Here is a 22,703-nt window from a genome sequence, read left to right on the forward strand (position 1 = left end):
GCCGGTTTTTTTTATCCGATCACTGCATCCAAGGTGGAGGCGGTTCTTCGGTCTTGCCCGGCGGCGCATCGTCCGCCGCGCGTGCCGCTTGCTTGCGCTCTTCATCCAGGCGTGCGGCCTCGATTTCGCGCATGATGCCGCCCACGTCCGCCAGATCTTCCGATTCGGCGAACTCACCGGTCAGGACGCTGGCCGGGTGCAAGGTGCCGGCCTCGTACAAGGCCCACATTTCCTTGGCGTACCGGGTCTTCTTCAATTCCGGCGCAAACCGCCCGAAGTAGGACGCCATGTTGCCCACGTCGCGCTCCAGCATGCTGAACGCGTGGTTGTTGCCCGCGGCATCCACCGCTTGTGGCAGGTCGATGATCACCGGGCCGGTCGGCGTCAGCAGCACGTTGAACTCGGACAGGTCGCCGTGCACCAGACCGGTACACAGCATCAGCACGATCTGCGAAATCAGGAACGCGTGATATTCGCGCGCCTGGTCCGGCTCCAGCACCACATCGTTCAGGCGCGGCGCGGCATCACCGTACTCGTCGGCCACCAACTCCATGAGCAGCACGCCTTCAAGGAAGTCGAACGGCTTGGGCACCCGCACACCGGCATTGGCCAGACGGAACAGCGCCGCCACTTCAGCGTTCTGCCAGGCGTCTTCGGTTTCCTTGCGGCCAAACTTCGAGCCCTTGGCCATCGCCCGGGCCTGACGGCTGTTGCGCACCTTGCGGCCTTCCTGATACTCGGCCGCCTGACGGAAACTGCGTTTATTCGCCTCCTTGTAGACTTTCGCGCAACGTAACTGGTTACCGCAGCGCACCACATAAACAGCTGCTTCTTTACCACTCATGAGTGGGCGCAGCACCTCGTCGACCAGACCGTCCTCGATCAGGGGTTCAATGCGTTTTGGAGTCTTCATCAGCTTTTATTGTGGGTCCTTTATTACCAAACACGCGAAAGTCATTCGTTATACGGCAATCCACTCACGGGGGGGAGGGGTTGCCGACTTATGAACATTGAACAAGCACACAATGTGCCGATTTCAACGGGTAAAACCGACGACCGCCACGGGTCATTCCGGATCATAGCCGAGCCTGCGTCACTTGTTGTGCAAGGACATTGAGGGCAATTGCGACAGAAGCTGACACCACTTCTGAATCCTTCCGTAGGATTTTTCCCAACAGGCCTCAATTTCCTCCGACAACAGCCGAAGTCCTTAGTGACAAAGTGATTTGTCCGACAATCGCTGCCACAACAAAAGCGATGCCGCACTCAAGGACCCGGGTTGACCAAGAACGATTACGGCTGCCAATAAACCGCGAGTCATCTGCACTGCGTGGGCCTACAAGAAAATCTGGAGCGCGGATGAACATCAAACAGAAGTTGACCTGGGCGTTTGCAATCATCGCCTGCCTGCCCGTGGTGCTGGTCGCCACCCTCGTTGTGCTGAACCTGCGCAGTGATGCCAGGGACGAATTTATCGACGGCAGTGCCCGCGAGATTCGTCAGGTCAGCAACGCCATGCAATTGTTCTTTGACGGCATCAGCCAGAACGTCGATTACCTGGCCAAGCAGCCGCTGATCCGAAACTCCGACGACAGCCTCAAGACTTACTTGGCTGCCAACGCCGAGAGCGTTCCCCAGGGCGAGATGGACAAGAAAGTCTTCACCCTGCTCCAGGACCTGGGCAACAGCCACCCGTCCTACGCCTATGCCATCCTCGGCACGGCGGCGGGCGGCTACGTGTCGTGGCCGGATGATCCGAAGCTGAACAACTACGACCCGCGCCAGCGCCCCTGGTACAAGGCCGCCCAGGCCAAACCGGGCAAGCCGTTCCGCACCGAGGCCTACTACTGGGCCCAGGACGACGCGACCTACGTCAGTACCGTGCGCACCATCGACAACAAGCTGGGCACCAACGGTGGCGTGGTCAGCATCGACGTAACGCTCAAGCAGCTCACCGAAATCGTCAAACAGATCAAGCTCGGTGAAACCGGCTACCTGATGCTGCTGGAAAACACCGGCACGGTCCTGGTGGACCCGAAACAACCGGAACACAACTTCAAACCGCTGAACAGCCTGGGCGAGGGCTACGCGCAACTGGCCAAGGCCGGCAAGGGCCTGGTGGAAGTGGAGTTGAACGGCGAGCGCTACATGGCCAACGTCTGGCCGTCGGAGCAACTGGGCTGGACCTTTATCGGCCTGATCAAACAGAACGACGTGATGAGCTCCGCGACCCAGCTGACCTGGTTGATCGCCATCATCGCCGCCGTCCTGGCCGTCATCTTCGCCATCGTCGGCGCCAGTTTTGCCAGCCTCATCGTGCGTCCGATCCGCAGCGTGGCCAGCGGCCTGGAAGGCATCGCCCAGGGCGAAGGCGACCTGACCCAGAACCTGCAAATCCGTGGCAACGACGAAACCGCGCAACTGGCCAACTGGTTCAACCAGTTCCTGACCGCGATTCGCAACCTGATCCAGAACATCGGCGGCGCAGCGGGCAAGATCCTCGCCACCTCCAAGAGTTCGACCCAGGTCTCCAGCGACATGGCCGAAGCCGCCGGACGCCAGCGTGAAGCAGTGGACATGGTGTCCACGGCGTTCCACGAAATGGTCGCCACCGCCAACGAAGTTGCGCGCTCCTGCAGCCAGGCGGCGGAATCCGCCGACAGTGGCCAGCGCCAGGCCCGCGAAGGTCAGCAACAGATCGATGCGGCGGTGAACAGCGTGGATCGCCTGAGCCAGGAAATCGAACAGTCGGCCCAGTCGATGCAACAACTGGAGCGTGACAGCAATGACATTCAGTCGATCCTCGGGACCATCCGTTCGATCGCCGAACAGACCAACCTGCTGGCGCTGAACGCCGCGATCGAAGCGGCACGGGCCGGTGAACAGGGACGCGGCTTTGCCGTGGTGGCCGACGAAGTGCGGGCCCTGGCCAAGCGCACGGCCGACTCCACGGCGGAAATCGACGGGCTGCTGGGCAACCTGGCCAAGCGCACCAGCCAGGTGACCCAACAGATGCACGCCAGCCTGGAAGTGTCCCAGCAATCGGTGACGCGCATCGGTGAGGCGCGCAACAGCTTCGGGCAGATTCGCGAGTCGGTGGACGTGATCCGCGACATGAACACCCAGATCGCCACGGCGGCGGAACAACAGCATCAAGTGGCCGAAGACATCAACCGGCACATCAGCCAGATCCATGGCGATGCGCAACTGGTGGCGGAACTGGCCAACTCGGCACGCCTGGACTCCCAGAGCCTGGCCGGGCTGTCGAACGAACTGGATGGACTGGTGCGCAGGTTCCGCACCTGATCAGCCGGCCCCCCCCAAACCCTGTGGGAGCGAGCTTGCTCGCGATGGCGGTACATCAGGCAACATAGATGTTGAAGCTGATGGCCTCATCGCGAGCAAGCTCGCTCCCACAGTTGTTTTAACTCAGCGTTCGATGATCGCGGTCACCCCCTGCCCGCCCGCCGCGCAAATCGAAATCAGCCCCCGCCCCTTGCCCGCCGCATCCAGCAACTTCGCCAGGTTGGCGACGATGCGCCCACCGGTGGCGGCAAACGGATGCCCCGCCGCCAATGAACTGCCCTTGACGTTGAGCCGACTGCGGTCAATCGAGCCCAAGGGTGCATCGAGCCCGAGACGGGTTTTGCAGTACTGCGGATCCTCCCAGGCCTTCAATGTGCACAGCACCTGCGCGGCAAAGGCTTCGTGGATTTCGTAGTAGTCGAAGTCCTGCAAGGTCAGGCCATTGCGCGCGAGCAAGCGCGGCACGGCGTAGACCGGCGCCATCAACAGCCCTTCGGCACCGTTGACGAAATCCACCGCCGCCGCCTCGCCGTCACGCCAGTAGGCAAGAATCGGCAACCCTCGCGCCTTCGCCCATTCCTCACTGCCCAGCAGCACCAGTGACGCCCCGTCGGTCAGCGGCGTGGAGTTGCCCGCCGTCAGGGTGCCCTTGGCGCTTTTCTCGTAGGCCGGCTTGAGTGCGGCGAGCTTTTCCAGGGTCGAATCCGGGCGCAGGTTGTTGTCGCGGGTGAGTCCCAGGAACGGCGTCATCAGATCGTTGTGCCAGCCTTCGGCGTAGGACGCCGCCAGCTTCTGATGGCTCTCAAGCGCCAATTGATCCTGGGCTTCGCGAGGGATGTTCCAGGTCTGGGCCATCAGTTCGCAGTGCTGCCCCATGGACAAACCCGTGCGCGGCTCACCGTTGCGCGGGAACTCGGGGATCAGGTGTTTGGGACGCAATTGCAGGAAGGTCTTCAGTTTGTCGCCGGTGGTTTTCGCGCGATTGGCTTGCAGGAGGATTTTGCGCAGCCCTTCGCTGACGCTGATCGGTGCATCCGAGGTGGTGTCCACGCCACCGGCGATGCCGCAGTCGATCTGGCCCAGGGCAATCTTGTTCGCCACCAGCAACGCCGCTTCCAGCCCGGTGCCGCACGCCTGCTGGATGTCGTAGGCCGGGGTGGCGGGCGACAACCGCGAGCCGAGCACGCACTCGCGTGTGAGGTTCATGTCCCGCGCCAACTTGAGCACGGCGCCAGCGACCACTTCGCCGATGCGCTGGCCATGCAGGTTGTAGCGCTCGATCAGGCCTTCGAGGGCAGCAGTGAGCATCACCTGGTTACTGGCCGTGGCATAGGGGCCGTTGGAGCGGGCGAAAGGAATCCGGTTACCGCCGATGATCGCGACGCGGCGCAGCTGGGTCATAAGAACTCCTGATGAAATAGGACATTGAAACTACCCCCTGTAGGAGCTGCCGAAGGCTGCGATCTTTTGATCTTGAAAAATCAAAGTCAAAAGATCGCAGCCTTCGGCAGCTCCTACAATGACCAAGCGTAGGCCTTATCTCGTGGATCGAACGACTGATCGCCATTCATGGTCCACACTTTGAACCCCAGCTTTCGGAGCGCGTTCCATGTCTGACCGCTATATCGACTTCGCCAATTCGTCCATCGGCCATCGCCTGGTCGGTGCCCTGGGGTTGCCGACACCGACTCGACTGGAGCGCTGGCAGGCAGGCCGGCTGCGGCCCGTGGAAGGTGCGCTGCTGATCGGCGGCGGGCCATTGGCGGAACACGTCGGTGCCTTCGCCAACCGCCTGACCGACGCGATCTACAGCTACGGCACCGAGCCTTCGATGGCCACGGCCTGGATTCCCGGCCACGGACCGAAACTCAAGGCCGTGGTGTTCGACGCCAGTGACCTGCTGCACACCGATCAGCTCAAGCAACTGCGCGAGTTCTTCCAGCCGTTGATGAAGAACCTCGATCACTGTGCGCACCTGGTGATTCTCGGACGCGATCCGCAAACCCTGCGTGACCCGTTCGCCGCCAGTGCGCAGCGTGCCCTGGAAGGCTTCAGCCGCTCCCTGGCCAAGGAATTGCGCAGCGGTGGCACCCTGCAATTGATCTACGTCGGCGAAGGGGCCGAGGCGCAACTGGAAGGCCCGCTGCGATTTTTCCTCTCGCCGAAAAGCGCCTTCGTGTCCGGGCAGGTCATTCGCCTGAATCCGTGCTCGACGCCCGTCAGCGACTGGACGCGCCCGCTCGCCGGGCGCAAGGCACTGGTTACCGGCGCAGCACGCGGCATTGGCGCCGCCATCGCCGAAACCCTGGCCCGTGACGGTGCCGACGTTATCCTGCTCGACGTGCCAGCGGCCAAAACCGATCTCGAAGCCCTCGCCGCACGCCTCGGCGGGCGTAGCATCAGCCTCGACATCTGCGCCGAAGACGCCGCCGCGCAGTTGATCGAACAATTGCCCGACGGCCTCGACATCGTGGTGCACAACGCCGGCATCACCCGCGATAAAACCCTGGCCAACATGACCCCGGACTTCTGGGACGCCGTACTGGCCGTCAACCTCAACGCACCGCAAGTGCTGACCAAAGCCCTGCTCGAAAGCGGCGCCCTGCACGACAACGCCCGGGTGATTCTGCTGGCCTCCATCAGCGGTATCGCCGGCAATCGCGGGCAAACCAACTACGCCGCGAGCAAGGCCGGGCTCATCGGCCTGGCGCAAGCCTGGGCGCCGCTGCTCACCGAACGCGGCATCAGCATCAACGCCGTGGCACCGGGATTCATCGAAACGCAAATGACCGCGCACATACCCTTCGGCCTGCGTGAAGCCGGACGGCGCATGAGCTCCCTCGGCCAGGGCGGCCTGCCACAGGACGTCGCCGAAGCCGTGGCCTGGCTCGCGCAACCGGGCACCGGCGCATTCACCGGGCAAGCGTTGCGCGTATGCGGGCAAAGCGTTCTGGGGGCTTGAGGATGATCACCGACTGGCACACTCTCAACCGCGAACCCAGCCTCCCGGGGTTGTACGCTCGAGCGGCGACACGGCGAAAAATCACCGGCACCACCTTGCCCGATTCGGGTTTGCGCTGCTGGGTCGACGTCGATCCCAAACGCCTGGCGGCCTATCGCAAGGTCTGTGGCTTCGCCGACAACGGCCTGCTGCCGCCGACCTATCCGCATATCCTCGGCTTTGCCTTGCAGATGCAATTGCTCACGGCCAGGGACTTCCCGTTCCCGCTGCTGGGCCTGATTCACCTGAGCAATCGAATTCGTCTGTTACGCCCCATGGGCGGGGTGAATCGGGCGCGTGTCAGCGTGCAGGTGCAGAACCTGCAACCCCACGCCAAAGGCGCGACGTTCGATTTGCTGACCACCCTCGACGATCAACTGGGGCCGTTGTGGGAGGCACAAAGCCGGATGCTCTGCCGCGGTGTCAAACTCGAGGGCGAACCGCTTGAAGAGAACCTGGCAACGAGTCTGGACATGAACCAAGTCGAACACTGGAAAGCGCCCTCGGACATCGGTCGGCAATACGCCAAGGTGTCCGGCGACTACAACCCGATCCACCTGAGCGCGGCCAGCGCCCGACTCTTCGGCTTCCCGACCGCCATCGCCCATGGCTTGTGGAACAAGGCGCGCACACTGGCGGCACTGACCGGGCACCTGCCAGTGGCGAACGTCGAGATCGCGGTGCAGTTCAAGAAGCCGGTACGGCTGCCCAGTGAGGTGACGTTGCTGGCCAGCGAGCCGGGAGCGAGTGGAGACTTTCAGTTGGTGGGTGTCGGAGAGTTGGAGCACATGGTCGGGCATTGGCGGCCGGTGGCCTGACAAGGCTGATGCCTCGACGTGGCGAGGGAGCTTGCTCCCGCCGGGCTGCGTACATCCAGATAATCAGGCCGGCCGGCAGGCCGCCTTCGCGAGCAGGCTCGCTCCCACAGAAGAGCAAAAGCAGAGCAGCCCACACCGCGCCGCTTCTCACCACTCATCAGGCCGAGCGTTAGCTCGCCTGCAGCTGTTGATCTTGATCCACCCGCCCCCTCGGCAGGCTGAGCGGAGGTGTTCATCAGGGGGCAGGCGCGCAGCGCCGTTCGACGAAGTCGAACACATCGAGAGGAGGTCGTCGCGAAGCAGACCGGAGGCGATGCGCCCTGATGAATACCGGAGCGAAGGAACCCCGAGCCTCAGCGAGGGGCCGTACGTAAGGGGCGTGACTTTTTGGTTCCTTTTGTGTCGTTTGACAAAAGGGACTCGCCGTAAGGGCGAAACCATAAGTCGCCGTTACCGAAGAACCGGATTTGTACTCAACCCAGAGGTCACCCAATCACCCCTTGACCAAATAAACCTGCGGCAACGGAAACAGATTATTCAACGTCTCCAACAACCGCACGTGATAAATCGGCTTGCGAAAAAGATCCAGCACCTGCAAGCGCAACATATCACTGACATCATCCATGCCCGCATGCCCCGACATCACAATCACCGGCAAATGCTCGCGAGACGTATGCTCGCGCAACCGCCTGATCAACGACATGCCGCTCTCCTCCGGCATGCGCAAATCAGTGATCACCAAAGCGATATCGGGATGCCGGGTCAGATGCTGCAGCGCAAGCTTGACCGAAGTGGCCGTAAAACAATTGAACCCCTCACCCTCCAGCAACTCCGCCAACTCAAGCAATGCGTCCTCTTCGTCATCCACCAGAAGCAGCTGTTGGCGTGGCTGTACGAGAACGTTCATTAGGTAACACCTGCAATGGACTGAGCACAAACGTTGAGATCACATGGACAAGCCAGCCAACACCCTCAAGGCGTCGGAACCAGGCTGGCCTTGATGATGTCAAAAATCCCCTTTACCGCTCCGGCAATAGGCGTCATGAAAGTCACCAGGACAACCGCCGCCATCCCGGCAGCGATGGCGTACTCGATACCGGATGCACCCTCGGTATCTTTGACCAGCCCTTTGTAAAACGCGATCTCGGATTTGACCTTCTCAACAAGCTTGGAAAAAGACATGGTATTTCTCCTGGACGACGACGGGTGTTGCACGGACGCAACATGATTCCCCAGTGCCAGCACCAGCATTGTCGGCATTCCCCAGCCCAACAACTGTAAATACGCATTAACACGAAAGTATTAACCGTTTCGTTGACGTCAAAAACAGGTCGTTTTATCGCAACTTTGCACTTCCGTTAGATATTTCCCCAACGCTAATGGCATTTTGCTCTACCTGCGCTACGGTCAAATAGCGAAATCGTTCCATGTTCATAGCTGCCTGATTGCGAAGTTGTCTCGTTGGACTTGACGGGGTTTGCGCAGCAGGAAAGGGAGAGCCTTCATGAACAGCCGTGTCACCCTGGGCCTCGCCGGATTGTTTCTGGTCGGCGCCATCATTACCGGTTACTGGGGACTCACATTGAGTCGCCAACCGGCTCCCGAGGCCGTAGCCCAATCCACCGTCAATGCACCGCCGGCCATCGCACAGGCGCCCGTGTCGGCAAATGACCCGACCCGCCATCCAGTGGTCGTGCTGGTCAACGATGTCGCGCCCTATACGCCGATCACCGCCGCCGATGTCGTGCTGGAACAATTGCACACTGCCCCGGCCGGCAGCCTGACCAGCCTCGACCAGGCGATTGGCCGCACCCCTTGGCGCGCCCTCACCGCCGGCAGCTGGCTCAACGACGAAAGCTTCGAAGCCGGCAGCAAGCTGTCGCGGATGATCCGCCCCAATGAACGCGCCCTGGCGGTCGCCACGGACGAAGTGGTCATTGTCGGCGGGCAACTGACCCCGGGCGACTATGTCGATGTGCTGCTGTTCCTGCGCATGGACACCCTCAATCCGCAGCCAACGGCCCAACTCGTGGTGCCGGCCTTGCGGGTGCTCGGGGTCGGCGAGCAGTTGGGGTTGACCAACGACGGCCAGCCTTCCAGCCCGGCGCGCAACGCCGAGGAAAAACTCAAACAGGATCAATCGCGCGCCGCGGCCCGCACCGTGTTGCTCGCCGTTCCTGAACAACTGGTGAGCCGCCTGATGCTCGCAACCCAGGCCGGCGTGTTGCGCCTGGCCGTGCGCAGCGCCGATGAGAAACGCCTGGCGCGCTACTGGGCCGGCGAAAGCAACTCTGCCGCCAACCTGGCCAATGCCAACCGCGAGTTGTTGCAATTCAGCCAGCTGGCCATGACCGGGCCACCCAAACCTGTCACCAACTCTGTCGCCGCCCCGCGCAAGCAGAGCGTGGAAGTCATTCGCGGTATCGAGATCACCCAACAAACACCCTGAGTCGAGCAAGGATGCCTTTCCATGCGCAGACCTCTTACGCCATTGTTCAACGGCTTGATCCGGGCCACTTTGCTCGGCGGCCTGCCGGCAAGTGCGATATCACGTAGCGAGTTATCGCAATGAGCCAGAACCTGAGTCAAACCTTCCTCGCGATCACGCGCAACAGCACCGACCTGGAATGGCTGCAAGGTGCCCTTGCGCCCTTGGGCCAGGTGGTCGGCGCCGGTGGCGGCAGCCTTGACGAACTGTTGGCACTGGTGGACGTGACCTGCGCCAGCCTGGTGTTCATCGGCCTGGACCGCGACCACGTGGTCACCCAAAGCGCGCTGATCGAAGGCGCGCTGGAAGCCAAGCCGATGCTGGCGATCGTCGCGCTGGGCGACGGCATGGACAACCAGCTTGTACTCAATGCGATGCGCGCCGGGGCCAGGGATTTCGTGGCCTATGGTTCACGCTCAAGTGAAGTCGCGGGGCTGGTGCGACGCCTGAGCAAACGCCTGCCCGCTGTCGCGCCGAACACGCATCTGGGCCGCCTGACCGTGCTGTATGGCGTGCAGAGCAGCGCCGACGGCGCGTTGCTGGCCACGCACATGGCGCAAGTGGTGCAAAAAAGCGGACAGCATACGCTGCTGCTGGACCTGGGATTACCCCGGGGCGATAGCCTGGCGCTGCTGGGCCTTGAAAGCTCGTTTCATTTCGGCGACGCATTGCGCCACTTGCGACGCCTGGACGCGACGCTGATCGACAGCGCCTTCACCAGTTGCGAAGCCGGGCTGCGCATTCTCGCCTATGCCAGTGGCGATGAACCGCTGGAGCACACCAGCGCCGCCGAGCTGTACATGTTGCTCAGCGCCCTGCGCCAACACTTCCAGCACATCGTGGTAAACCTCACCGGCCAACCCGACAGCGAAGCGCTGCGCACCTTCGTCAGCCATTGCGACAAACTGCTGTGGTACACCGATCAGAACGTACTCGACTGCCGCCGCAACCTCACGGTGCTCAACTTGTGGCGCGAAAAAGGCATGAAGCTCGATCACGCCAAACTGCTCGTGGACCGCTACCTGCGCAACGTCGCACCGGACTCCGATACCCTGGGCAAGACGTTCGGCCTGGAGATCATCGCCACCCTCGCCTACAGCCCGGAAGTGCGGCTCAACGCCAAGAACCAGGGCCTGACCTTGTTCGAACTGGCCCCGCGCGAGGGCCTCACCCAGAGCCTGCGCGCACTCGGCGAGCGCCTGGCCAGGCACTCCGAAGGCCTGGTCAAACCCAAGACCGGCTGGTTCAACCGTTTGAGGGGCGCACAATGAGCAGTGAAAAACTCTTCGGCTCCCCCCATCGCGGCGCGGTCGGCAATACCGACCACGAAGGCCTGAAACTGGTGCTGCACCGCTACATCATCGACGCCATCGAAGAGTCGGGGAAAAACCTGCTGGAGGGCACGCGTCAGGCGCTGTCGCAATTCGTGATCGACAAGGTGGCCGAGTACATCGCGCGCTTGCACCTGGCGATTTCCCGCTATGAAATGGAGCGTCTGGCCGAGGAGATCGTCGACGAGCTCACCGGTTTCGGCCCGTTGGAAGTACTGCTGCGCGACCCGGCGGTGACCGAGATTCTGGTCAACGGTCCACACCGGGTATTTGTCGAACGCGAAGGCTTGCTGCATCTGAGTGACTTGCGCTTTATCGATTCGCACCACGTCGAACGTGTCATGCAACGGATTCTCGCGCCCCTGGGCCGGCGGCTCGACGAGTCTTCGCCCATGGTCGACGCGCGCCTGCCGGACGGCAGCCGGGTCAACGCCATCATTCCGCCGATAGCCCTCGATGGCCCGTGCCTGTCGATCCGCAAATTCCGCCAGGACATGCTCAAAAGCTCCGACCTGGTGGCGATGCAAACCATCGATCACGCGATCTTCGAATTCATTCAGGAAGCCGTGGGCAAACGCTGCAACATCCTGATCAGCGGCGGCACCGGCACCGGCAAGACCACGCTGCTGAACATTCTCAGCCAGTTGATCAACCCTCAGGAACGCCTGGTCACCATCGAAGACGTCGCCGAACTGCAACTGGGCCACCCTCACGTCGTGCGCCTGGAAACCCGTCCACCGAATGCCGAAGGCCATGGCGAAGTAAAAGCCAGCGACCTGATTCGCAACGCCCTGCGGATGCGTCCGGACCGGATCATCCTCGGCGAGATTCGCGGCGTCGAAGTGGTCGATGTGTTGACCGCGATGAACACCGGCCACGACGGCTCGATGAGTACCGTACACGCCAACAACGCCCAGGATGCGTTGCTGCGCCTGGAGACCCTGGTGGGCCTGACCGGCCGCAGCATCGCCGAGCGCACCCTGCGGCAGATGATCTGCGCGGCGCTCGACGTGGTCATCCAGCTCACCCGCCTGCCCGACGGCCGGCGCTGTGTCAGCGAAGTGGTGGAAGTCGTCGGTGTGCGTGACGACGTGTATGTCACCAACACGCTGTTCCGTTTCGACCGCCACACCGGGTTCGGTTTCCTGCGCGAGGCCGTGAACCCGGCTGGCGACAAATTGCGCCGGGACTCGGCGCTGTCTCCCTCGGCGTACTGAGGCCACGGCATGCTCAAACCGGCGCTGCTCATCCTCCTTTGCCTGATCTTGCTCGGCCTGGCGCTGCGCCTGCTCTATAACGGCTTGCGTCAGACCGGCAACGAACGGATTCTGGGACGCCTGAGCCAGGGGCAACCGCTGCGGGTCGAGCACAAGTCGTCATGGACGGGCCTTGAGCGGGCGTTCCTGCGCGCCGGACTCGGACGCCCCACCGAACGCCTGGGTCAATGGCTGGTGTTCTGGATACTCGGGGTGCTGCTGGGAATTGCCCTGGGTGGCTGGATCGGCGCGCTGCTGGTGCTGCTGGTGCCTCCGGTGGCGGTACGACTGTTCGTCAGCTGGCGTTACCAGCGTCGCCTCAGTCGCATGATCGAACAGCTGCCGATGTTGCTCGACCATGCCGTACGCAGCCTGAAGTCCGGGCGGACCCTGGCCGATGCCGTGCTCGGCGCCATCGATGCGGCCGAAGACCCGCTGAAAAATGCCATGGGCCGGATTCAACGCAATGTGCAACTGGGGGTCAACCTGGCAGACGCCGCTTCGGACTTCGCCGAGCTGTACGAGAAAGACGAACTGCGCCTGTTCGCACTCGGCTTGAAGGTCAACCACCGTTACGGCGGCAATGCCAGTGAGCTGCTGGAAAACCTGATCAAGATGATCCGCGAACGCGAGCAAGCGGCACGCCAGTTGAAGGCCATGACCGGCGAAACCCGTATCACTGCCGTGGTCCTGGCGCTGCTGCCGGTCTCGGTCGCAGGCTATTTCCTACTCACCAATCCGACCTACCTGCTTTCCATGTGGCACGACAGCTCAGGGCAAACCATGCTGGCGAGTGCCTTCGGATTTCAGGTGTTCGGTTGCCTGGCGCTTTGGCGCATGTTGCGTAGCCTATGAATACGAAGATGCTCTTGCTGGTGAGCGCGCTGCTGCTTTTCGGGGCTGCGCTGTTGTTGCTCAGCGCTTTGCTGGAGCAAAGCCGACGGGCACGCCAGGTGGCCCAGCGACTGGATGGCAAGGCGCCGGGTGATAGCCACCTCACCCAACTGCTGCAAGCCCTGGGCGCCAGCCGCCTGGGGCAGCGGTCGGTCAAGATGGACAACGAAACCCAGACCCTGCTCAACCGCCTGGGTTGGCGCAGCGTACGCCAACGCTCACTGTTCGCCGCCTTGCAGGTGGGCGCGCCGGTGTTGGCGCTGTCCTTGTGCCTGCTGATCCAGGGGCTGTTCTACCCGAATGTAGAGAACCACTGGATCGCCCCGATGCTAGCCACCTGCATGGGCTATCTATTGCCCAAACGTTGGCTGGCCGCCGCCGCACAGCGTCGGCAAAAACAACTCGCCACTGAAACCTCGACCTTCATTTCGCTGCTGCGCACCCTGTTCGAATCGGGCATGGCGGTGGAGCAATCCCTGCGTGTGCTGAGCCAGGAGGGCAGGCAGTTGCTGCCCGCCCTGACCCATGAACTGCGCCTGATTCTGACTCGCGTCGATTCAGGCCTGGAACTGGGCGAAGAGTTGAACAAGACCACCCGCTTGCTTGCGGTAGACGAATTCACCGACACCTGCGTGATCCTTCAACAATTGATCCATCAAGGTGGTGGCGCGATGAAGTCCTTGCTCGCGCTCAAACAGCTACTCGACGACCGACGCCTGACGCGCCTGCAGGAATACATCTCCAAGATGTCCGCCAAAATGTCCGTCGTGATGATGCTGTTTCTCTTCCCGGCGTTGTTGATCGTCCTGGCCGGCCCGGGCTTCACCGCCCTGGGTCGGGCCTTTGTCCACTAATCCTGCGGATCGAGATTATCCAGCGCCCGATTCACCTCCGCTCCCACAGGGCTGGTCGGGGGGCTGACTTGACCTGATAACCCCTTGTGGCGAGGGAGCTTGCTCCCGCTGGGCTGCGAAGCGGCCCCGACTCCGGCAAATGCATTTTTTCTGACTCACCGTATTGGCTGGTTTTGCGGGTGCTGCGCACCCGAACGGGAGCAAGCTCCCTCGCCACAAAAGCTCCGGTGTTCAGTCTTGCGGATCGAGATTATCCAGCGCTCGGTTCACCGCCAGTTCACCCAGCATGATCACCTGCGCAATCCCCAGCATCGTATTGCGCTGCGAGCCCTGCAGAAACCCAGCGAAATCACTCGCCATCACACTCGCCGACGCCAGTGATTCACAGGCGTGAGCCAGCAGGGTTTCGGTGTTGATGTCCGGGGCGATGACGAACATCGTGCTGGGTTTGCGGGGGACAGATTGTTTGGGGGGATTTGGGGTGGGTTTGATCATGGTGAAACTCCATTCTTGGATTGGAGTTCGCCATCACTGCGACCAAGCAGAAGGGTGGCGAACTGTACGCAGGTTGGTCGACCAGGGAATGGAAACCCGGCAGGGCCTGAGCCCTCCCACGCACGGCTCGCCATTAAGCAAGCACAAAAATGCCGCTCGCGCGGCACTGTGCGCCATTCTAAACCCGGGCGACCAAACCCGATCACTGAATTTGCAGTGACCGACAAAGACTAGAGATCGCGCTTCCGACGGACAACGCTGAAAAGCGTGTCGGAGATTTCCTGGGGATTTGAGGAAAACTACACAGGAATGTGTCGGCTGGAAGGACGTCATCGCGGGCAAGCCCGCTCCCACAGGGTCGAGGTACATCCGCCAGATTCAGGTCGGCCGGTAGGCCGCCTTCGCGAGCAAGCCCGCTCCCACAGGGTCGAGGTACATCCGCCAGATTCAGGTCGGCCAGTAGGCCGCCTTCGCGAGCAGGCTCGCTCCCACAGGGTCGAGGTACATCCGCCAGATTCAGGTCGGCCGGTAGGCCGCCTTCGCGAGCAGGCTCGCTCCCACAGAAGAGCAAAGGCAGATCGGCGTACACCCACGCTTCTCACCACTCATCAGGCCGAGCGTTAGCTCGCCTGCAGCTCTTGATCTTGATCCACCCGCCCCCTCGGCAGGCTGAGTGGAGGTGTTCATCAGGGGGCAGGCGCGCAGCGCCGTTCGACGAAGTCGAACACATCGAGAGGAGGTCGTCGCGAAGCAGACCGGAGGCGATGCGCCCTGATGAATACCGGAGCGAAGGAACCCCGAGCCTCAGCGAGGGGCCGTACGTAAGGGCGAGACCTTTTGGTTACTTTTGGGGCGTTTGCCAAAAGTGACTCGCCGTAAGGGCGAAACCATAAGCCGCCGTTACCGAAGCAATGGATATGTACACAAACCAAAAAAGCTCAATGCGCCGAAACCCGCTGCCGCCCCCCGGAACCATTGGGCGACAAAGCCAACGCCAACTGCGTCCGATTATGCATATGCGTCAACCGCAACACCTGCGACACATACAACTTCACCGTGTTCTCGGTAATCCCCAACTCACAGGCAATCTGATAATTGGTCTGCCCCTTGCCCACCAACCGCGCCACTTCCAGTTGCCGCGGAGACAGCTGGTTGAAAATCGCCGGAACCTCCACCGCATCAGTATCAGCGACATCCTGCCCCCCCGCGTCTGCCGCCTGCGGCCCGCGCCGAACCTTGTCCAGGTCCTGGTACAGATCATCGATCGACTCGGACAAATACTGCAGCTTCTGATTCAAATGCCCCAACTGCAGGTTCTTGTGCCTCTCCTGCAAGGCCACTTCCTGCCGCTGCAAACCTTCGAACAACTCATTCAGATCGATCGGTTTCTGGTAATAGTCGGACACGCCAGCGCGCAGGGCCTTGATCACGTCCTGCTTGTCGGCACACCCGGTGAGCATGATCGCCTCGAACGCCCGGTGCTTGCCCGACAGCCGTTGCAGCTCCTGCATCAGCTCGATGCCGTCCATGCCGGGCATGTGAAAATCCAGCAGCACCAGGCCGATATCGAGGTCTTCGCTGAAACGCTTGATCGCCTGATAGCCCGATTCGCAGGGAACACAGCGGTAACCTTTGCCCTCCAGAAATTCGCAAAGCTCTTCAACGATCAATGGCGCATCGTCGACCACAAGGACTTTTACTGCCGAAGTAAACTTGCTCACGAGCAACTCCCTGTCAGGTCAAAGGTTGACCTGTCCCCCACCGACAGCCAGCGGCTGTACAACTTCTGTCTGAAAAGTAGACGTAGTTTCCGGCTCTGTACACAAAAGGGTCGACTAGTGGAACCAGGCCAATGTCAGCATCAACCCCGCTAGCACAAAGGGCGCAAATGGCTGCTTCCTTGACATTTCAGGCGCCATGTAAAAAAGATGGGTTCTAAGCCCTTGACTCATATGAAGCCAGACTCTTGGCGCCAGCAGCAGCCAGAAAACGCTGGCCAATCCGGCGCCAATCAACGTGCCGAGCACGTGCATACCGTCCGTCGCAAGCCCCAGGGCGGCCATGAGTTTCACGTCCCCGCCGCCCATTCGCTTCATGGCGTAGCCCGGTAGCGTGAAGCCCACGGCCAACAAGAAAGCCCAGCCGCCCTGTTGCGCCTCGGCCCCCAGCCAGGTCGTGCCGCTCCACAGCAGCCACGCCAGGGCCAGGGCGCCGGCGCCCAGGGTCAGGCCATTGGCGATATGCCGTTGCCGGGCATCCTGTGCGGCGCAAAGCGCCAGCCAGATCAATAGGACAAAGCTCTGCATTCGGTAAAAAACGTCCGTTTTGGCTGAATGATTCTATGCTGACATTACTCAGTGTTGGTCAGGGTAGACGCACTCATGAAAGCCAGCCTCCCCCACAAACAAAAAGGCGCCGCCGCGATTGAGTTCGCCCTGGTGTTCATCATTTTTTTTGGCGTGTTCTACGGCATCGTCAGCTATAGCCTGCCGCTGCTGTTGATGCAGTCATTCAACCAGTCGACCGCCGAAGCCGTGCGCCGCAGCGTGGCGCTGGACCCGGCCACCCCTGGTTACAGCGTCGCGCTGATCGCCCGCGCCACGACGGAGCTGACCACGCAAACAGCCTGGATTGCGCCGGCCCTGAATTTCAATGTCGCCACCGACGCCAACATCACTTATGTGGGCGGGTTGCTGACAGTCCGCATCAGTTACCCCACCAATAAAATCAGCGCCGTCATCCCGTTCCTGAACCTGCCCGGGATCGGTCGGGTACCCAATCTGCCGGCCACCCTCACGGCCAGTGCGAGCCTGCAATTTTGAGTGCCGGGGACAAATTGTTCGGGCGCCTGCTCCACCGCCACCCGCCGCCCCCACCGGAGCCGCCGGAGGCACTGCGGGTGCACAGCTTCGGATTGCAGATGCAACTCAATGCCGAGGGGCGTGTCGTTCAATTGAGTGGTCCGCTGCGGCACTTGCTGGCCCAGCATCCCCCCGGTGCACAGGCACCGCACCTGCTCGACCTCCTGTTACCCCACAGCGGCCTCGTCATCGAAGGCGCACCGGCACACTGGCAGGGACAAACCCTGGACCTGGACTTCTACAGCCTCAACGGTCCACCCCTGCATTTGCGCGGCTGGGTGCAACCCTTGGCCGATGCCTGGTTGTTGCAGATGCTCGACATCGGCGACTTGTTGCTCGAGCGCCGGCAATCGCGCAACCGCGAGCAATGCCAGGTACTGGTGCTGCAAATCGCCGAACAGTTGCGCCTGTGCAGCCTGACACGCCTGCCTGAGGTGCTGGGCGAACAACTGCAAAGCCTGGCCCAGCGCTTTCAGATCCCCTGCATTGCCCTGGCCTTGCTCGATGAGCAGGAACAGGGTTGGCAAATTCACCAGCACTACACGGCTTTCGATGCACCGCAGCTATGGCAAGACGACCAGCGCCTGGGCACGGGGCTGGACAGTTTGAGCGGCTCGGCACCCCAGTACCTGACCTCGCGCGAACACCCGCGTCTGCAAGACACGTTCGGCAATACCGATGGCTTCGCCGTGCCCTACCACGATGCGCAAGGGGTGGTCGCCTGGTTGCTGTGCGGTTTCTACACGCCACAACAACGCGCCCCCGATGTCACCGAACGCGACTGGCTGCAAATCACCGCCGCGCTCGCCAGCCCCTTGCTCGAACGCCTGCGCGAGCACCGGCATCACCTGCAACTGGAACGCCTGGAATCGCTGCAAGCGTTGCTGGGCACAGGCTGGTGGGAGGTTTTCAGCGACAGCGAAGAGGTGCAGTTGGCACCTTCGCTGGCGACGACCCTGAACCTTGGAACGTCGCGCTTATCCGTGCAGGACTGGCTCGACCAGGTGTATCCCGCCGACCGCGAAGAGCTGCGCATCCGCCTGCAGGACTTGCAGGCGTCGGGCATGCCGCTGCTGTTGTGCGTGCGCCTGTATCGCCCCGACGACGCACTCGAACCCGTCTGGTACCGCCTGCAAGGCCAAGCGCTGGGCGTTGGTAAAAACCGTCGGCTGGTGGGCTTCATGCACGACATCAGCGACATCAAGAATCAGCAGCAGAGCGCCGCCGCCGCCCATGCACGCCTGGACAATCTGATCGCCAGTTCACCGGCGGTGATTTATGTACAGCGCTATGACGAAGGCGCTCTGCAACCGGTGTTCTTCAGCGACAGCCTGTTCCCGTTGCTCGGCTGGACCCTGGCCGACTGCGCACCCGGAACGCTGGTGGAGCGGGTGCACCCCGACGACCGTCTGCAGTATTTCGAGCGCACGCGGCTGTTGCTGCGTGAAGGCTCGGTGCGCGCCCGCTATCGGCTGCGCGACAGTCACGGCGACTATCACTGGCTGCTCGATGAGGCGAAGTTGTTGCGCGACGACCTCGGCTTGCCGGTGGAAGCCGTGGGCCTGTGGCTGGACGTCACCGAAGCGACCCTGGCTGCCGAGCAGGTCAGGCAGAGTGAGGAACGCTACCGGATTCTGGTGGAGGACTCGCCGGCGATGATCTGCCGCTACCAGCCGGACCTGACCCTGACCTTCGGCAACCGCCCGCTGGCCACCTATCTGGAACTGGCGCCCGAGCAATTGCCGGGAGTGAATCTGGGCAACTGGATGTCCGGGGAACAGCGCGAGGCATTCACCCGGCGGCTGAACCAGTTGAGCCCGGAGTTTCCGGTCAGCACCGCCGAGATCAACCTGCAACTGCCCGGGCGCGAACACGCCTGGTGGGTCTGGTCCGATCGCGGGGTGTTCGACGAACAGGGCCGCTTGCTCGAGGTCCAGGCCGTGGGGCGCGACAACACCGAGGTACGACGCTCGCAGCAGCAGCTCACACAAAGCGCGAAAATGGCCACCCTCGGCGAAATGGCCACCGGCCTGGCCCATGAGATCAACCAGCCGTTGAACGTGATGCGCATGGCCATCGTCAATGTCCTCAAGCGCCTGAACAACGGCGACGTACAGGTCGATTACCTGATCGACAAGCTCACCCGCATCGACAGCCAGGTGCAACGCGCCGCGCGGGTGGTGGACCACATGCGGGTGTTCGGCCGCCGCTCGGAAATCGAGCAGCGACCGTTCAATCCGGCCCAGGCCATCGAAGGCACGCTGGCGCTGTTGTCAGAAGGGATGCGCAGCAAAGGCGTCGACCTGCGCATCAGCGAGACCGGTTTTGAAGTGCAGGTGCACGGCTACGTCGATCAGCTCGAGCAGGTGCTGATCAACCTGATGGTCAACGCCCGGGATGCATTGCTCGGCAAGCGCGAGGCCAACCCCGATTTCAAACCGTGGATTTCGCTGTACGCCGAACGGGATACACAGGTGGTACGCCTGTGGGTCGAGGACAACGGCGGCGGTATCGACCCGCGTTTGCTGGAGCGGATTTTCGAGCCGTTCTTCACCACCAAACCGGTGGGTGTCGGCACCGGCCTGGGACTCTCGGTGAGCTACGGCATTGTCGAGAACATGGGCGGAAAACTGAGCGTGCAAAACGCCACCGAAGGTGCGCGTTTCTGCATAGAGCTGCCGATAGTGAAGCCGGACTAGTTCACCAGCGTCGCTCGACCCGAGTGACAACTGAGGTTGGCACCCACCTCGACTTTGTTCAGGTCGATCCCCAGGCTCGCCAGCAACGTATTGATCAACGTATCCAGTAACGGGCTGAGTACCGTATTGATCGCATTGACCAACGCAGTCGTGACCTCACTCAAAATGCTGCCCAAGCCACCGACGATACTGCCCGACGGCCCATACATGTTCACGCCAAGGTTGCTCACGGTGGTGCTCAGGCTGTTGACGATGTTGGTCGTGGTGTAGGCGTAGTAAAACGGCGGCTGATTGATCTCCGGCAGGTTCGTGGCCGCCGGTGCGGAATAGACGTGAGGCATGTTGGCATTCTGGACAACCGCAGTGTTGACCATGATATCGACGCTACCGCCAACGCCAGGCTGATGGTTGTAACAGGTTGGCGGCAAGATCAGCAGCCGCTGGCAGGTCTTCACGCCGATATCGATGACCTTCAAGGGATTGACGTTGTTGCTGGGTGGAACAGTCGGCGAGCCAAACACATCGGCAGGGTTGATCTGCCCGATCTTCAATCCGATCAACGTGGTGGTGGTGTTGGTCGTCAGGCTTTTGTTCGTCGCACTCACACAACTGTAAGCCGTGACATAACTCCAGGCACCGGCCGCCTCCAGCGCCACGTCGATGCGTATCGGAGATGGCAAGAGCTTGATGTCCGGCGTGTCACACGGCACGAGCAAGGCGCAGGTCAATGAGTTGACGACGCCTACCAGGTCCAGATGCAGCAATGAATTCAGGGTGTTGGTCAGTGGCGCAGCGAGGTCGATGACGGCGTTGACCAGAGGCGTGATGGCGTCCAGTACGGGCAGGTTGATCGACAACAATGTCTTGACCTGGGCCGTGCGTACATAGATGCGGTTGGGTCCCAGAGGGGCCAATGCCGCGTCTTTCGGATTGCCGATGGCCGACAGTTGCGGCGGCTCCATCACCTGCACCCGTACAGTGATCTGCGCCAGGCCCGCGATGTTGATCGGAAAGTCCGCGACCAAGGCATTCGTCTTGTTGGCCAGTTGCACAAAGCCTTCAATCAGATCGAAGGCTTTGAGATTCACGGCAAGGGTCGAGATGTCGGTAGCACTTTCAACATGCAACATATTCCCCAGCACAACGGACGTCGTACCCGCAGCCACCTTCAACGCTTGCAGGCCGACAATGGCTTCGGATGCTCCAAGTGTGCCGTTGGGGCCCAGTACGTTGATGGCGGTCTGGATCAACTGGCTGACATTGACCGTACTACCCAGTACCTGATCGTAGCCGCCAGCAGTCAGGCCGAGGTCAATTTTCAAGCGATTGAGGTAGTCGAGCAGGCTGATGTCGGTATTGACCAAACCGTTCCAGCTTGCCGCACTGATACTGACGGTGCCTCCCAGCAGTTTCCCGAAAAGCAGGCTGGTAATGGCCGCCTTGCTGTCATTGAAGGTCAGGGTCGCACTGCGGATCGTCAATGAAGCCACGGGGGGTGGCAGCGCAGCGACCGCCGTGGCGCTCAGCGTCATCGTCGAGCCCGCCGGTGCACCGCCGGCCAGCGCGCCGATGCCACCGGCAATGCTCTGTTGCACGACATGGCTGGCGATAACCCGGATAGCCTCGCTTTTGCTTGGGTCTGCACCGAATACCCGAAGGTTGTTGGCATCCAGGGTCAGCGCGCCACACGCCACCGCCAGTGCGCGTCCAGTGGAGGGAATGGCGAAACCATTTCGTTGCGCGCTGGCCGTGGCATAGGTGTTCGCGGTTGAGCCGGCGGAACAGTCTCCCCCTCTTGTGGCCGCCTCAAGGGCGGCCATGTCGGCCACGCGCTGCAAACTGCGTTTTTCCAGGTACAACCTGCCGGTATCGACCACCAACAGCATGAATGCCAAAGCCAAGGTCAGGGTCAAAGCGGCCATCAAACCGATCGCCCCCCGTTGCCGGACCGGGCCGCGAAACTGCATGCGGGGAGACATGGCGCACTCCTTTGCCGGCGCACTGCCGGGCGCGACCTCCGTTGGTGAAAAGCAGTGTAGACAAGGGTGGCCGAGACTGCTGGCAACTCGCCAGCGCAGGCAATAAAAAACCCCTGTGAGGCACAGGGGTCTTTATGAGCTGGCTGATTCTAGGAGGCGTGCGGTGGATAGTTGGCCAATATCCGCGTGACTGTTTCCAGGATGGCATCACGACGATCCGACGGGTTCGGTGTGCGACTGAGTATCTGTTCGTCACTGCCACGCCACACCAGTTTGCCGTCCTTGCCGTCGAGCAGGTCGATCTGGATGGTCGCTACCTTGTAGCTGACATTGCGGGTTTCGTTATACATGGGCGCGCCATAGTAGCCATACCACGGGTACCCCCACCCGCCGCCGTAGTTGGTGGTCACCTGCTGTTGCCGCTCTTCGACAATCAGGTAGGTCTGCACATTCAAGTCACCCTTGGCACCCGCGGCGGCCGGGCGCAGACCGCGCTGGTCCAGTTGATCGGCAACCGCCTGACGGATGCGCTGGTCGGTCAGGTCGCTCTTGATCCGTGGATCATCGGGACGATATTGCACGGCGGGTTCTTTCCACGCCCAGCTGCGATAGGCAGCAAAATCGCGGCTGGCGTCAAAATCATGATTGACCTGGTTGGCGGCGCAGGCACTGAGCAGCGCGACCATGGCCAGTAGAATGAAACGGCGGAACATGATGGTTC

18 protein-coding genes and 2 pseudogenes are annotated in these 22,703 nt (G+C 61.6%); 11 read left to right on the forward strand and 9 right to left on the reverse strand.

What is annotated here, in order from left to right; all coding sequences use genetic code 11:
* Positions 1-19: 19 nt before the first annotated feature.
* Positions 20-913 carry a PA4780 family RIO1-like protein kinase gene (locus AC3WJW_RS03690; protein ID WP_116582418.1) on the reverse strand — a complete coding sequence of 298 codons (894 nt, stop codon included), beginning with the start codon at positions 911-913 and terminating at the stop codon, positions 20-22.
* Between the two features lie 602 nt (positions 914-1,515).
* Here AC3WJW_RS03690 and AC3WJW_RS03695 point away from each other — a divergent pair.
* Both AC3WJW_RS03695 and AC3WJW_RS03700 read left to right on the forward strand, forming a co-directional pair.
* Positions 1,516-2,448 (forward strand): annotated as a pseudogene (locus AC3WJW_RS03695) (cache domain-containing protein); the annotation flags it as partial.
* Between the two features lie 261 nt (positions 2,449-2,709).
* A pseudogene (locus AC3WJW_RS03700) lies at positions 2,710-3,306 on the forward strand (methyl-accepting chemotaxis protein); the annotation flags it as partial.
* A 123-nt stretch (positions 3,307-3,429) separates the two neighbouring features.
* Here the strand turns inward: AC3WJW_RS03700 and AC3WJW_RS03705 are convergent.
* Entirely contained in the window at positions 3,430-4,707 is a 1,278-nt protein-coding gene (locus AC3WJW_RS03705) for an acetyl-CoA C-acetyltransferase (RefSeq protein ID WP_104451466.1), read from the reverse strand.
* A 208-nt stretch (positions 4,708-4,915) separates the two neighbouring features.
* Between AC3WJW_RS03705 and AC3WJW_RS03710 the strand changes: the two genes are divergently transcribed.
* Positions 4,916-6,268, forward strand: coding sequence for a 3-oxoacyl-ACP reductase (locus AC3WJW_RS03710; protein ID WP_493725161.1), 1,353 nt, complete (start codon positions 4,916-4,918; stop codon positions 6,266-6,268).
* A 2-nt stretch (positions 6,269-6,270) separates the two neighbouring features.
* Complete coding sequence (locus AC3WJW_RS03715) at positions 6,271-7,125, forward strand: MaoC family dehydratase (protein ID WP_493725162.1); 855 nt, start codon at positions 6,271-6,273, stop codon at positions 7,123-7,125.
* 493 nt (positions 7,126-7,618) lie between these two features.
* On the opposite strand, the gene AC3WJW_RS03720 is transcribed toward AC3WJW_RS03715, so the two are convergent.
* Together AC3WJW_RS03720 and AC3WJW_RS03725 are read right to left on the reverse strand one after the other, a co-directional pair.
* Positions 7,619-8,032, reverse strand: coding sequence for a response regulator (locus AC3WJW_RS03720; protein ID WP_493725163.1), 414 nt, complete (start codon positions 8,030-8,032; stop codon positions 7,619-7,621).
* Positions 8,033-8,097: 65 nt separating this feature from the next.
* A complete protein-coding gene (locus AC3WJW_RS03725) occupies positions 8,098-8,307 on the reverse strand; it encodes a Flp family type IVb pilin (protein WP_493725164.1) in 210 nt (69 codons plus the stop codon).
* Between the two features lie 322 nt (positions 8,308-8,629).
* On the opposite strand from AC3WJW_RS03725, the gene cpaB reads away from it, so the two are divergent.
* From cpaB to AC3WJW_RS03750, 5 genes are all read left to right on the forward strand, one after another.
* Entirely contained in the window at positions 8,630-9,574 is a 945-nt protein-coding gene (gene cpaB / locus AC3WJW_RS03730; RefSeq protein WP_493725165.1) for a Flp pilus assembly protein CpaB, read from the forward strand.
* A 119-nt stretch (positions 9,575-9,693) separates the two neighbouring features.
* On the forward strand, positions 9,694-10,884 hold the full coding sequence (locus tag AC3WJW_RS03735) for a CpaE/TadZ family protein (protein ID WP_493725166.1): 1,191 nt from the start codon (positions 9,694-9,696) through the stop codon (positions 10,882-10,884).
* Positions 10,881-12,161 (forward strand): TadA family conjugal transfer-associated ATPase, encoded by a 1,281-nt coding sequence (locus tag AC3WJW_RS03740; RefSeq protein WP_102702720.1) that lies wholly within the window; start codon positions 10,881-10,883, stop codon positions 12,159-12,161. Before AC3WJW_RS03735 ends, AC3WJW_RS03740 begins: the two co-directional genes overlap by 4 nt.
* Positions 12,162-12,170: 9 nt before the next feature.
* The gene (locus AC3WJW_RS03745) at positions 12,171-13,055 is read left to right on the forward strand and encodes a type II secretion system F family protein (RefSeq protein WP_493725167.1); all 885 of its coding nucleotides are present in this window, start codon (positions 12,171-12,173) and stop codon (positions 13,053-13,055) included.
* Positions 13,052-13,948, forward strand: coding sequence for a type II secretion system F family protein (locus AC3WJW_RS03750; protein ID WP_493725168.1), 897 nt, complete (start codon positions 13,052-13,054; stop codon positions 13,946-13,948). The genes AC3WJW_RS03745 and AC3WJW_RS03750 overlap by 4 nt, the downstream gene beginning before the upstream one ends.
* Before the next feature lie 231 nt (positions 13,949-14,179).
* On the opposite strand, the gene AC3WJW_RS03755 is transcribed toward AC3WJW_RS03750, so the two are convergent.
* The 3 genes from AC3WJW_RS03755 to AC3WJW_RS03765 form a co-directional block, all read right to left on the reverse strand.
* On the reverse strand, positions 14,180-14,443 hold the full coding sequence (locus tag AC3WJW_RS03755; protein ID WP_218483034.1) for a DUF6124 family protein: 264 nt from the start codon (positions 14,441-14,443) through the stop codon (positions 14,180-14,182).
* A 938-nt stretch (positions 14,444-15,381) separates the two neighbouring features.
* Positions 15,382-16,164: a response regulator transcription factor gene (locus AC3WJW_RS03760; RefSeq protein ID WP_493725169.1), complete on the reverse strand. Its 783-nt coding sequence runs from the start codon at positions 16,162-16,164 to the stop codon at positions 15,382-15,384.
* Positions 16,165-16,278: 114 nt separating this feature from the next.
* On the reverse strand, positions 16,279-16,749 hold the full coding sequence (locus AC3WJW_RS03765) for a prepilin peptidase (protein ID WP_493725170.1): 471 nt from the start codon (positions 16,747-16,749) through the stop codon (positions 16,279-16,281).
* A 75-nt stretch (positions 16,750-16,824) separates the two neighbouring features.
* Between AC3WJW_RS03765 and AC3WJW_RS03770 the strand changes: the two genes are divergently transcribed.
* The gene (locus tag AC3WJW_RS03770; RefSeq protein WP_493725171.1) at positions 16,825-17,265 is read left to right on the forward strand and encodes a TadE/TadG family type IV pilus assembly protein; all 441 of its coding nucleotides are present in this window, start codon (positions 16,825-16,827) and stop codon (positions 17,263-17,265) included.
* On the forward strand, positions 17,262-20,003 hold the full coding sequence (locus tag AC3WJW_RS03775; RefSeq protein WP_493725172.1) for a PAS domain-containing sensor histidine kinase: 2,742 nt from the start codon (positions 17,262-17,264) through the stop codon (positions 20,001-20,003). Before AC3WJW_RS03770 ends, AC3WJW_RS03775 begins: the two co-directional genes overlap by 4 nt.
* Here the strand turns inward: AC3WJW_RS03775 and AC3WJW_RS03780 are convergent.
* Both AC3WJW_RS03780 and AC3WJW_RS03785 read right to left on the reverse strand, forming a co-directional pair.
* A complete protein-coding gene (locus AC3WJW_RS03780) occupies positions 20,000-21,982 on the reverse strand; it encodes a pilus assembly protein TadG-related protein (RefSeq protein WP_493725173.1) in 1,983 nt (660 codons plus the stop codon). The genes AC3WJW_RS03775 and AC3WJW_RS03780 overlap by 4 nt on opposite strands.
* 149 nt (positions 21,983-22,131) lie before the next feature.
* Positions 22,132-22,695 (reverse strand): DUF4136 domain-containing protein, encoded by a 564-nt coding sequence (locus AC3WJW_RS03785; RefSeq protein WP_102700481.1) that lies wholly within the window; start codon positions 22,693-22,695, stop codon positions 22,132-22,134.
* Positions 22,696-22,703: the final 8 nt, after the last annotated feature.

The sequence above is a fragment of the Pseudomonas sp. GW821-FHT07G06 genome (assembly GCF_058986625.1).